The 12,065-nt window shown below is 63.8% G+C and carries 12 protein-coding genes and 1 pseudogene; 9 read left to right on the forward strand and 4 right to left on the reverse strand.

Translation table 11 applies throughout. The features are described 5' to 3' along the window. Window positions 1-168 precede the first annotated feature (168 nt). Both ACLML9_RS23990 and ACLML9_RS23995 read left to right on the forward strand, forming a co-directional pair. Window positions 169-1,062, forward strand: coding sequence for an IS982 family transposase (locus tag ACLML9_RS23990; RefSeq protein ID WP_411947639.1), 894 nt, complete (start codon window positions 169-171; stop codon window positions 1,060-1,062). Window positions 1,063-1,423: 361 nt separating this feature from the next. Beyond that, window positions 1,424-1,642 carry a DUF4287 domain-containing protein gene (locus ACLML9_RS23995; RefSeq protein WP_411947640.1) on the forward strand — a complete coding sequence of 73 codons (219 nt, stop codon included), beginning with the start codon at window positions 1,424-1,426 and terminating at the stop codon, window positions 1,640-1,642. A gap of 287 nt (window positions 1,643-1,929) precedes the next feature. On the opposite strand, the gene ACLML9_RS24000 is transcribed toward ACLML9_RS23995, so the two are convergent. The 3 genes from ACLML9_RS24000 to ACLML9_RS24010 form a co-directional block, all read right to left on the reverse strand. After that, window positions 1,930-2,220, reverse strand: coding sequence for a hypothetical protein (locus ACLML9_RS24000; protein WP_411947641.1), 291 nt, complete (start codon window positions 2,218-2,220; stop codon window positions 1,930-1,932). 234 nt (window positions 2,221-2,454) lie between these two features. Beyond that, entirely contained in the window at window positions 2,455-3,588 is a 1,134-nt protein-coding gene (locus ACLML9_RS24005; protein ID WP_411947642.1) for a CHAP domain-containing protein, read from the reverse strand. A gap of 347 nt (window positions 3,589-3,935) precedes the next feature. Beyond that, window positions 3,936-4,127 (reverse strand): helix-hairpin-helix domain-containing protein, encoded by a 192-nt coding sequence (locus tag ACLML9_RS24010; RefSeq protein WP_411947643.1) that lies wholly within the window; start codon window positions 4,125-4,127, stop codon window positions 3,936-3,938. 283 nt (window positions 4,128-4,410) lie between these two features. Between ACLML9_RS24010 and ACLML9_RS24015 the strand changes: the two genes are divergently transcribed. Continuing rightward, complete coding sequence (locus ACLML9_RS24015; protein WP_411947650.1) at window positions 4,411-4,731, forward strand: GntR family transcriptional regulator; 321 nt, start codon at window positions 4,411-4,413, stop codon at window positions 4,729-4,731. Beyond that, entirely contained in the window at window positions 4,728-5,645 is a 918-nt protein-coding gene (locus ACLML9_RS24020; protein WP_411947644.1) for an ABC transporter ATP-binding protein, read from the forward strand. Before ACLML9_RS24015 ends, ACLML9_RS24020 begins: the two co-directional genes overlap by 4 nt. Before the next feature lie 5 nt (window positions 5,646-5,650). Here the strand turns inward: ACLML9_RS24020 and ACLML9_RS24025 are convergent. Next, window positions 5,651-6,864: pseudogene (locus ACLML9_RS24025) on the reverse strand (IS110 family transposase). A 224-nt stretch (window positions 6,865-7,088) separates the two neighbouring features. Here ACLML9_RS24025 and ACLML9_RS24030 point away from each other — a divergent pair. From ACLML9_RS24030 to ACLML9_RS24050, 5 genes are all read left to right on the forward strand, one after another. Continuing rightward, a complete protein-coding gene (locus tag ACLML9_RS24030) occupies window positions 7,089-7,781 on the forward strand; it encodes an ABC transporter permease (protein ID WP_411947645.1) in 693 nt (230 codons plus the stop codon). A gap of 723 nt (window positions 7,782-8,504) precedes the next feature. Next, complete coding sequence (locus ACLML9_RS24035; RefSeq protein ID WP_411947646.1) at window positions 8,505-8,840, forward strand: hypothetical protein; 336 nt, start codon at window positions 8,505-8,507, stop codon at window positions 8,838-8,840. 103 nt (window positions 8,841-8,943) lie between these two features. After that, window positions 8,944-9,219, forward strand: coding sequence for a hypothetical protein (locus ACLML9_RS24040; RefSeq protein ID WP_411947647.1), 276 nt, complete (start codon window positions 8,944-8,946; stop codon window positions 9,217-9,219). 114 nt (window positions 9,220-9,333) lie between these two features. Further along, window positions 9,334-9,651 carry a hypothetical protein gene (locus ACLML9_RS24045; RefSeq protein ID WP_411947648.1) on the forward strand — a complete coding sequence of 106 codons (318 nt, stop codon included), beginning with the start codon at window positions 9,334-9,336 and terminating at the stop codon, window positions 9,649-9,651. A 103-nt stretch (window positions 9,652-9,754) separates the two neighbouring features. Continuing rightward, on the forward strand, window positions 9,755-12,037 hold the full coding sequence (locus ACLML9_RS24050; protein ID WP_411947649.1) for a hypothetical protein: 2,283 nt from the start codon (window positions 9,755-9,757) through the stop codon (window positions 12,035-12,037). The last annotated feature ends 28 nt before the right edge of the window (window positions 12,038-12,065 follow it).

The following is a 12,065-nucleotide window of genomic DNA, read 5'->3' on the forward strand; positions in this document are numbered from 1 at the left end:
ACCACCAGCATGACCACCCCGTGGCGAACCAGCACGCCGACACACCGCTCACAACCCAAGAATTAGAAAACTAATTCCCGACGCAGGACACTAGATGAGTGATTTCTAATCGGTTCGAGGCGTGAGGGGCTCGAGTTTTGGCGTGGCGGAGGGTATCGACGTCGGTTTGTGAAGACAGACCTCGATACCCTCCTGACCGCACTCTACGTCCATGTCGATGACCACGTGGTGGAGACGCACTCGCGGCGGCCGGGGCGGCCGAAGAAGCTGACCGATGCCGAGCTGATCTGCCTGGCAGTGGCCCAGGTTTTGCTGGGTTTTCCGTCCCAGCACCACTGGCTGCGGTTCTGTCACGCCCGTCTGGGCACACTGTTTCCGTACCTGCCCCACCAGCCCGGCTACAACAAGCGGATCAACGCGGCCGGGCCCTTGATCGCCGCGACCATCGAGCAACTGGCCGCCCACGTATCGACCACCAGTGACCAGTTCCGGTTCATCGATGCCACTCCGATTCCGTGTGGCACCTCGGTGCCCACCGTCAAACGATCCGCGCTGGCCGGGTTCGCCAACTACGGTTACTGCGCCGCACTGTCACGCTGGTACTGGGGTGTGAAGCTGTATCTGATCACCACGGCCCACGGCATGCCGATCGCCTGGTGCCTCGCCGACCCGAAAATCGGTGAACGCGACGTCGCTGTCGAACTGATCGGTCACGCCCGCGACCGTGCCCTGCTACCGCTCGACTGCATATTGATCGGCGATAAAGGATTGGCGGGCAAAGAGTTCCACAGACTGGCCGCGCTCGAGGGCGTGGCATTCGTGCGTCCCGACCGCAAAGGCGAAACCCACCGCAACGGGCACCTTGGCGGGATCCGTCAACTCATCGAATCGGTCTACGACATCTGCACAGGACAGCTCTCCCTCGAAGCCCACGGCGCACGCACCCGCACCGGCCTGTTCGCCCGGACCGCCCAACGACTCCTCGCCTTGGCCGCCGCGATCTGGCACAACCTCACCACCAACGCCCCGACCAGCCGATCACTGACCGCCTACGACCACTGACCTTAGGAATCACTCGTCTAGGACCGGATTCGGCAACTTGTAGATAAGTACCGGCTCTGCACCCCCCGGCTCGCTCACGTATGTGGTTGCCCGGCCCGCAGGTGGGGGTGCAGAAGGTGGCGTTGTTCGCGGCTACGACGAGGTCGCTCGCCGGTCTGTTCGAAGGCGTCCGTAGCAGCGGCGATGTCATGCGCGAGGTGTGCGCTCATCGCGGTCACGAGCGCGAGATAATGCCCTGGGCGGGGGTTCCGGTCGGTAACGTTCACCGAGTGACGTGCGACACATAGGCGGCGCGAGCGATGAGATCTCGACGAGCCTCCCGTCTCACCTGCAGAGTTCGTAACGAGCAAGGAGATCGAAGATGGCGACCACCCCGAAGGGGCCCGCGTCCTACTTTCCGTCCATCGAGGCCGAGTACGGGCGCGGTATCGAGGAGTGGAAGACGGTCCTGCGCGATTCGGGGCGGACCTCGCACAAGGAGCTCGTCGAATTGCTGAAGGGCGAGCACGGTTTCGGTCATGGGCACGCCAACGCGATCGTCCAGCACCACCTCCATCCCGAGAAGTGGGCCACTGCCTGACCTGGTTCGTTCGGGTCCCAGTAGGAGCACCGACACGCACGAGGGGTGCTGCGGATCGTTCCGCATCGTCGTCGGATGCTCCTGCTGGGACGGCCGCGTTCGCTGCTGTCCGGGCCGTGGCCGGTTTGCGCCGCTGTGTCGTGTACCAGCTCGGATCGGCCACCGTTCGGGCCGGTTGGCCGGGAGAGCCATCTGGCCGGCACCTGTTTCGTCGACCCGCGAATGTGCCTGCGCGATAGGCGATCGATCGGTCTCGGAGTTCGCGTGCTGTGGCGACACTCGCGCGCTCAGGACTCCGGCGGGAGTATCGGTGGGCTGAAGACCTCCTCCAGCGGGATGGGGCCGGTGTAGCGGCGGCAATTGCAGCCGACCCATTCGCGTAGGCCGTGCATACCTCTGCGGGAGAGCTCGGCGTGGCATCTGCCGGTCTCGCGGTCGTGCAGCGCGAGGTCGTGCCCGCAGCCGCAGCGTGCCGTGAGTTTCGCCGTCGAGCCGGCTCGCCGCCGAGACCCCCAACGGCCGCCTGCCCAGCCGATCGCGACGAGGCCGGCGCCGACCGCAAGGCTCAGTGGATCCATGGAAGAAGTCTACGTATCCGGTACGGAGCAGATGTGCGGAGAGTTTCGGCTCTACCGGGTCATGCGGGCTCGCTTTCTCGCCGCCGCCACGGGGTTGCCTGACGGCGAGGCCATAGAGATGCCGGGCCGGCGTTGCGGCGTGACGACCTTGCGCGCAGCGCACAACCGAAGTTCGGTGAGTTGCTCGAAGGCTTCGAATTGGTTGCGCAGACGCGATGATGTCGGTTCCTGGTCCTACACCCGGACATCTGATCCTGTGGGCGGTGGTTTGATGACCCCGAAGATATTGCCCGCACTGATCGGGCGTGCTTTTCGCAGGACCCCGTCCGGGTCGGACTGATTCGGAGCCGTGGTGTTGCCTTCGATGGTGTGGATGATTCCGCCGCTGACCGATTCCACGATCCCGATGTGTTGAGGGACGCCATCGCGATCCCAGTCGAAAACGATCAGATCCCCCGGCTGGGCCTGCGTGATGCTGTCCCTATTCAAACCCATGCCGATGGCGTCGTTCCAGATATCGGGCACGTAATTCTTATTGGTCCAGTTCACGTCATACCCCGCCTGGTCCCACACCCAGCTGGTGAACGACGCGCACCATAGGTTGTCGATGTTGTACGGGGCGTTCACGTGGTTCCCGGAGCCCTCAGTGAGCCCGAGCTGGCTCCGTGCTATTTCGAGGGTGCTGCCTACCGGATCGTTCGGGTTGGTGATCGTGTAGCTGGCTTGGCTGGGGGAGGCCTGGACGGTGGCGCTCACAGGGACAACACCACCGTTGGTGCGATAACCGGCGGGGATGGTCGGCGCCGACCCATCGATCTGGCGGGCGTGGGTGTCGATGGTGGTTGCCGCGTTGTCGACTTCCTTGTGCACCCGGTCGACCGCGTTCAGTAGGGACCGCAGCAGGGCGAACTCCACACCCGGGGGCAGATGGTAGATGCCGGTGTGCCGGTCCTTCGTCGGGGCGGGTGTGTCGGCGAGGTCTGCGCGAAGCTCGCCGACGATCGACATGATGTTCTTGTATGTACCGTTCGACAATGCGAACGCGGCAACCTGAGAGTCGTTGATCCGAGTGTTCTTCTGCTCGAGGTTCGTCCTCAGTGCCTTGGCGTCCTCTTGCCTACTCTCGTACTTCTTGATCATGACGGACTCTTGCTTCGGATCGTCCAGCTCGTCCTTATCCGGAAGCCCTTTGCTGTCGAGCCATTTGGCGAAATCCGGCGCGCTTCCTGGATCTCCAGAAGCCAGTAGCAGTATCGACCGGTTGATGTTCTCCTCCACTGCGCCGATGAGGGGGTGGAGGCGCTCGGCGCCCGCAGGGCGAGGCAAGGGGGGATCGATCTCGAGCTGCTCGACGGTGGTCGGACTCATCGGATACTTCTCTCTGCGCCGGCAGTACAGCCACGACTACGAATACGGGGCGTGAATCGGCTCCGGGTATACCGAGCCCGCCTCAGAGCCGCGCCTCAGTGCGTTATAGCACGATTTACGGCCATTCCCGGCATCGAGAAGTAGATCTTGTGTCCATCCGCGTGCCCGAGCTCGAACGGCCGACGGCGAAACCGACTGGCGGGTGCGCCCGGACAGTAGATACCGCCGGAGCGGGGACCTCGAACCGGGCGCATGGACGTCACCATCGGCGGCCCGGCCTGCACGAAGTATTCGCGCCCGGTCGGCGCGAGCGGGTCGGTGATTTTGCCGAAACCGGTGCCGCGATCTCACTCGCCGGCCGCGCGTGCCTCGGCCAAGAGTGCTATCCCCCGTGGTCCTACGCCGTGCAGCGGGAGCAACTCGTCGAGGTGTTCCGGCAGCTCGTCGATCGTCCGGTATCCCGCGTCGATCAACGCGCCTGTCGCCGGCCTGCCGATCTTCACCCCGTCGAAGACAGGTCCACGATCCTCGGTGCTCACGTCGGCGAATCTACTCCGGCGTGCCGGTAGAGCCAACGAGCCACGCTGGATCACGCAGGGCCGCCGGGGTTTCCGGGGTGGATTCCGCCCCGCTGTCGTCGTCGCTGCACGGTGCCGGGTCGGATCGCGTGCGCGCTCGAACCAGTTGAGTCGCCGTCTCTGGGCTTGCGCGATACCTGCCAGGGGCTCTATGGTGCATTACATGAGTAGTGAACCACTTCACCAGGGGAGGTGAGGCCCCGTGCTCGCGGACGGTAAGCCGCTCTTCCTGCAGATCGCGGAGATGGTCGAGAACTCGATCATCGACGGGTCGCTTCCCGAGGAGGCGCAGGCGCCGTCGTCGAACGAGCTCGCGGCCTTCCATCGGATCAACCCGGCGACAGCGGCCAAAGGCCTGAACCAGCTGGTGTCGGACGGGATTCTGTACAAGAAACGAGGGATCGGCATGTTCGTCACCGCCGGTGCGCGCGGTGCGTTGCGACTGCGGCGCACGGAACGATTCGCCCAGCAGTACATCGACCCGCTCATCGCCGAAGCCGACAAGCTCGGTATGGGCATCGACGAACTCAAGACCCTGCTCGACCAACGGGAGGGGACCCGATGACCACCACCTTCATCGATCCGGCACTCGACAACGCGGTACTCGCCCGGGCCCGCGGGGTGACCGTGCGCTTCGGTTCGGTCACCGCGCTCGACGATGTGACCTTCGATCTGCGCGAGAAAACCGTCTACGGTCTGCTCGGCCGCAACGGCGCCGGGAAGACGACGCTCATGCAGGTGCTCACCGGCCAGATATTCCAGACCTCGGGGGAGGTCCGGATCAACGGCGCGGTGCCGCATGAGAACGCCGAAGTGCTGCGCTCGGTGTCGTTCATCAAGGAGAGCCAGGCCTATCCGGCCGATTACAAGGTCAAGCACGTGCTGAGCGCGGCCCGGCACCTGCTGCCGCACTGGGACGAAGAATTCGCCCGCGAGCTGGTACGCGATTTCGATCTGCCCACCGACCGCAAAGTCAAGAAGCTCTCCCGCGGCATGACCTCCGCGCTCGGCGTGATCGTCGGTCTCGCCTCCCGCGCCCCGCTGACCTTCTTCGACGAACCGTACCTCGGCCTGGACGCCGTGGCCCGGCAGCTCTTCTACGACCGGCTACTCGCCGACTACACCGAATACCCCCGCACCGTAGTGCTTTCCACGCATCTGATCGACGAGGTCGCCGACCTGCTCGAACACGTGCTGCTCATCGACCGCGGCCGGCTCGTCGCCGACGCGTCCGCCGACGAGATGCGCGACGGCGCTCTCACGGTCTCCGGACCGACCTCCGATATCGATCGTTTCCTCGCGGGCAGGCCGGAACTGCGCCGCGAATCGCTGGGCACCCAGAGCCGGGTGCTGCTGCGCACCACCGACAACGCCACCGACACCCGGAACGCGAAAACACTGGGACTGCTGGTGGAACCGGTCTCGTTGCAGCAATTCATCGTCGAAACCACACCCCTGCACGGCAAGGACGCTCAATGACCGTGTCAAGCCGCAGCAGCGATCGAAGCCGGGACCTCCATGCTGAATTCGCGGCCGTCTCGCAGCAGTGCCCACAGCACGTCGACCAGGCGCCGGGCCAACGCTAGGAGGGCTTGAGTATGGACGAGTCGCTCACCGCGTTTGCGGCCGTAGAACCGCCGCGAGGGCCCGTTCTCGTAACGCAGGCTCGACAGGGCCGCCATGTAGAACACGCGCCGCATGCGCCGGTTGTAGCGTTTCGGGCGGTGCAGGTTCCCGCTGACCCGGCCCGAGTCCCGGGGAACCGGGACAAGGCCTGCGTAGGAGGCCAAGCGGCCCGCACTGGCGAAGTTGGCGAGGTCACCGCCGGCGCCGACGAGGAATTCCGCGCCCAGGCCGGGCCCCGTGCCGGGCAAGGACTCGATGATCCGCGCCCAGGGGTGTTTCCGGAACCGGGTGGTGATGAGTTTGTCGGTGTCTTTGATCTCGCGGTCCAGGTCGAGAAGTTTGCGGGCGATGCGTTTGACCAGCATCGCGGTGTCGGCTTCGCCGGGCAGGGCCAGGCTCTGGCGTCCGGCGGCCTCGACCGCGGTGGCAGCGGCCTTGACGATGCCCGGCTTCCAGGCGTCGTTGCCGGTGAGATATGTTGTGACACCGTCGTTCCCAGCGGACCGGATCTCGGCCGGAGTGCACATTCCGGCAACGAGGATCAGCGGGGTTCGGTTCGAGTAATCGAACGCCGCGTCCAACGCCGGAAAGATCGACCCGAGCAGTGCGCGCAGCCGGTTGATCCCAGCCACCCAATCGGCCATCAGATCAGTGCGATAGCTGGTCAACTGGGTCAATCCGGCCACGAGCTCGTCAGGCATCGCGACCTGGTTGAGGTCCTCGCGCAGGCGGGCGCTTTGGGCGATCACTCGCGCGTCCTTGGCGTCGGTCTTTCCCTGGTCACGGAACTGCCGGTCATCGAATTCACTACTCGGCCCGGCACATACGTTACCGCCTGATCAGCAGCCAACAGCACCGTGATCAGCAGCAACGCCATCGGGCTGGTCAGATCTATCGCCCACCGCGCTCGGTCGGCGGCCTGGCCGGCGCGGGCGATCAACGCCTCGATCGCGGCCTGGTCGTTGCCGAAACGCTGACTGAACACCGTTTTTCCGGTCTCATCGACCGCGCACGCGCGATGCGCGTGTTTGCCGACGTCGATCCCGACCCAGATCTGAGGGCGAGTTGTCACCCACGCGCTCCTGACTTCGCAGTTCCAGCCCGTGGACGACTCCGCCGTCAGATCCCTAACCAGGGACGACCGCAACAAGTTCTCAATCAGCAGCCGGGGCGTCCAGCGCGGCGGGGCAGCAAGTCCTTTCGAGCCTCGACCGAGGCAAACAACCATCAGCTACACCCCACCGCTCTGGGCATCCAGGGCACCAACCCCAGACAACTACCAATTAGGGAGAACTTATGATCGCCCGCGCTGTCCGAGTGTCCCGGATCCACACGGTGGCCTGGCCGCTGCTGATCGCCTGGCCGCTGGGGATCCTACTCGCCGCCTTCGTGATCCCGTGGGTGATCTTCGCCCTCATCGACGTCGACGATTCGAATACGACGGGCAGCGTCTACTCGATCCTCGGCGTGACCATGGCTTTCTACATGGGGGCGATGACCCAGACCTTCCCCTTCGCCCTCGGTCTCGGCGTCACCCGTCGCGACTTCTTCAACGCCACCGTCCTGGTGGGCGCGGCGCAAGTGGCCTGCGTTTCAGTGCTGCTGTGGACCCTGGCCGTCATCGAGGACCACACCGACGGATGGGGCGTGCGGATGGAGATGTTCGGTCTTCCGGCCGATTTCACCGACAACCGGCTGATCCAGCTGGCCACCTACGCGGCATTCCTGGGCCTGGTCGCCTGTATCAGCCTGTTCCTCGGCGCGATCTATCAGCTCTGGAGGGTCGCCGGCCTGTACACGACCGGTGCGGTCTTCCTGATCGTCGGCGGTCTCGCCGCCATCCTGGTGACCTGGCAGCGGTGGTGGCCCGCGGTGGGTTCGTGGTTCACCGACACGCCCCGGGCGGTGCCGATGGTGGCGCTGCCGGCCGTGGTCGCGCTGGCCGCGCTGATCGGTGCGTGGGTCACGATCCGTCGCGCGACCGCCTGACCGGGCTCGCGGTAGTGCGTCGGTTCGGAATCGCGGAGATACCCGGCGAACGCTCCACCGGACCACCGCGTCGCCGGGACGGGTCTCGACCGCCACTGCGGCCGCGCCCGTTTCCTTTCCCCGGATCACGAGTATGTACCGGGTGGGCCCCAGTTCAGGTGGTGCGATTCGAAATGCCGCCACGCCGTGCGTATGCCACGGGGGCCGAGGGGTCGATGACCGTGGTGAGTAGACCGAGGGGCCCAGGGCTGCGTGGTCATCGACCTCCGAATCGGCCCAGCCGACGAAATGCTCGCGCGTCGCCCGCCCGGGTAGCCGCGCAGTGCACTACTGGACGCCTTGGGGCCCGATCACTGGCCGATACACTTGTGGGCTTCCGTCGGCGAGCACCGGCACCGGCCGGACCAGTGCGCCACGTCGCCAGGACCACGCGGGGGGCGGTTTCGAGACCGGCTCTACTGATCAGGTGGGCGAATATCGTCCGGAATTACCGGTTTGCTCTACTTCGCTCCCTGCGGCCAACTTCTCATCAGTGGTAATTCGTCGGCCGGTGTGCAAGATTGAACGAGCATTTTCGACGGGAGGAGGCAGGTTGCCGCAGCTGTCACAGTCGGTCCTGCGGGTTGTCGGATGGGGCACGGCTCCGACGGTCGGCGTTCGGCCACTGTACGATCAGGGGATGTGTGCTGGGCGTTCGGTTGTTCGCTCGACCAGGAGTCCGCAGTGACACATCCAGAGACCGCCGAGGTGCTGGCTCGGGGACGCGCCTTTGTCCATGCCGCCGCCGACATGCTCGAGAGCATCGAGGAGATTCGCTCCCGCAGGCCTTCTCCCAGCGGCCGGGTGATCCCGGAGGTGGACGGCATGTTGCGGTTGACCGATATGTACATCGCCCCCGGGACGATTGCATCCTCCGCGGACCTCAGCGGACTTGCTGCCGATATCATGGCAGCCATCACCGAGAGCACGATCGACGCTGCGCGGCAGCACGAAAGAGTCATCGACGAAACCATCTGGCCCGATATGCCTGAGGCGCCATGGGTGCCGCGGCGGCGCTAGGCGGGCGCGAGCCCGTGTCGGCGTCTGCGTGGGGTGAGGGATGACTACCGCGGACACATCGGGATCGCCGACTCCATCGGCCCCGTGGCAACAGATCTTCGAGGTGTTCAATCCGGACTACTCGGTCGGGGTGGCGTGCGATAGGGCGGGTATCGTCGTCGGCCTGCACCTGGGTGATGAGATCGTAGAGCATTCCGATGCTTGGCTGGCTGCGGAGATCTTGCGGCTGGCTCGCCTCGCGCGTATGAAATCCGAGGTGGCTCGGCGGCAGTCGCTGATCGACAATGGCATGCTCCCGCACGCGGTGGATGCCCGCGGCCTTCCTCGTGAGTCCAACTATCGGGCGGCGGAGGCGGCAGCGTTCGGCGATCAGCTCTGAATCGGTGCTGAGCCAGGAGCGGCGCCGCGACCGAACCCTCATCGTATCGGTGTCCCCGGCTGTGGGGATATACGACAATTGGCATGCGAGGGTGAGAGGGAAGGATACAGCGGCATGACAACAAACTTCGAGCAGACGCCGGACGATGTGCGTGGTCGTGCGGGGCGGCATCACGGCGTTGTCCCCGGTCTTCGCGACCACGCCGAAGGCGACCCTGGTTGGGCGGACGAACTGTACGAGAGGGCCGGTTTCGGCGCTCACGCGTTTATAGTTGCTGCTCGCGACCGACTGGAAGCGCGCAACAAGGGATGGACGTCGATCGCGGACGGGCATCAGGGGATGGGGGATGTGGGCAACTACGGAGCCATCACATTCGAACACGCTGATGCCGACGGTAAAGCAAAGGCGAAGCAAGTATCCGGTGAGGCCTAGCGTGGCATGCGCGTGATCCGTCGCGAGGTGTGGCGCCGGCAGTCGAGTTTATGAGCGGCGCGGTCGCACGATCGGTGAAAATGTCAATTCTTGAGGTGGCCCGGTGACCGAATACTATGTTTACAAAGAAGATGGCACGCGCGTAAAGCCGAAGGAACCACCGACTTCGGGCTACTACTACACGCAAGATGGTGTCGGCAAGGATGTAACTCTCCATTACGTAGATCCTTGGACCGGCAAGACGAGCGATGTAAAGACATTCAAGTCCGGTGAATCGAAATCACTGGTTACAGAAAATGGCCTGGCGTTCGAGAAAAAGTCGTCCTCGGAGGAGACCGACGCCGATAACAACCCGGACACCCCCGACGTAACTACTACTGTATACACTCCCGATAAAGATAAGAGAAAAGAGAGTGACGACCGTGTCGATCTGCGTGGCACGTATGGTAAAGACTATAAAGTAAAGTCGTCGAAGGATATCCTCAAGAAGGACGACAAAACCGGGGAGTTTGTCTACGCGGACTACAAAGACTTTCCGTTGACGATCGAGACGCCGGTAGGAACAAATGGAGCCGGGCCATCGCCGAGATTGATCCGGACCATCAGGCTTGCGAACATACAATTGAGATGGCTCAGCCGTCAAATAGGTACCGGGGATATTAACAAGCCAAAGTATCTCATGAACCCGGAGGGTAAAAACAAGCGTTTGGACGACAACCTCGGCAAGGCATATTACGAGGAACTCGGGAATTCCGGCGCAACGGCCGACTCGGAGCTGAAGGTAGCGGGTGATCTGATAGGGCTCCTGGGAGACTGGGAGGAGATCGACAAAGCTTTCGGGAAGGTTGTTCTGAAGATCGATGACCACAACTACGAGACGTATAAGGCACTGTTCGACAGAGTGTCGGAGATAAATGGGGCGATGGCTCTCAGCCTGGTGGGAAGTTACAACCTGGAGGGCAAAACCGGCAGCGCCGAACTCACTTCAAAAGAAAAAGCGGCCCAACAAGAGCTAAATGAAAAAAAGGGCCAAAAAGAGGGCCAAAAGACGAACGGCGATATAAAACTGACCGACGTCGGTATTCAACATATCGCCGAAGAGGCCGAACTGCATACAATAATCGCGCTGGGCGTGAAGGATTGTGTGGATAAGGTCGATAAATATGTCGAATACATGAAAGAACTCGCCAAGGAGAATCCAGAAAGAGAGAAGCTTCTGGACGACAAAAAATCGCATAAAGGGAACGACCCCGAATCGGAAAAGCCGCCGGAAAAGGATAAGCCCGGCGATAAGCCGGAGGATAAACCCGGGAATAGGCCGCCCGCTACGACCACGCCTCCGCCCACCACGACCACGCCTCCGCCCACCACGAATACGCCTCCGCCCACCACGAATACGCCTCCGCCCACCACCAATACGCCTCCGGCCAACACCGAGGATGCGCTGAAGGATCTGAACAACCAGTACAAACAGATCCTGGGCGACTCGGCCAAGACTCCAGCAAATGGTTCCGATCCGACCGGGGCCACAGGTAAGGGCGGGGAGAAGTCACCGTCCGGCGTGACCGGGCAGCCCGTCGCCGGTGGCGAGAACCCCCGTGGCGCCCCCCAGGTGCAGCCCGCTGTTCAGGCCCCGCAGGCCAGTGGTGCGCCGGATATGAGCGGACTCATGATGGCCGGTCTGATCCCACAGATGCTCAACGGCATGGGCCAGGATCAGCCTGGTAAGGATGGCAAGGACAAGGACGACAAGGACAAAGACAAGGACAAGGACGATCACCGCGGCCGAGGGCGTGAGGTTCCCGCTCCCGGCCTGCAGTCGCCGGGTGTTGCCCCCGGAGCGACCGATCAGGGGGCCGGTGTGCAGCAGGTCGCCGCGCCCACCGATACCGGTGCTCCGCCGGTAGTGACCACGCCCGGCGCGATGGTCGATTACAAGATGCCCGACGGTAGGACCACGATCCAGGTGCCGCAGGCGGTTTCCGACGCGCTGACCCGCCAGCAGGGGAACCCGGCGCTCAACGCGTTCACCGCCTACGAGGGCACGCAGGCCTCGCAGGACATGGGCGGTACCTGGGAAGCCGTTCAGGGAGATTTGAAGACGGGTGACGTGGTCAGGTGGGAGAACCACAGTGCCGTCGTGATCAACGACGGGACCGGTCCGCAGTACTGGAAGGACGGGATTCTCACCCGGCTGGACCAGAACGGCGATCTCGACAACCTGGGCCACGGCAAATTCGTGCAGTTCCTCCGCCCACAGGGCCTGGGGGAGGCGGACGTGCAGGCCCCCGGCACGCCGACGGAGTTGCCGGAACCGAAGGTCACTCTCGAGACACCGCAGGCGCCACCCTCGGTCCAAGCACCGCAGGAGCCCAAGCAGACGTGATCCCGCCGACCGAGCGCGTCCTTCGCGC

This window comes from Nocardia sp. NPDC002869, assembly GCF_046764065.1.
GTDB classification, from domain to species: domain Bacteria; phylum Actinomycetota; class Actinomycetes; order Mycobacteriales; family Mycobacteriaceae; genus Nocardia; species Nocardia rhamnosiphila.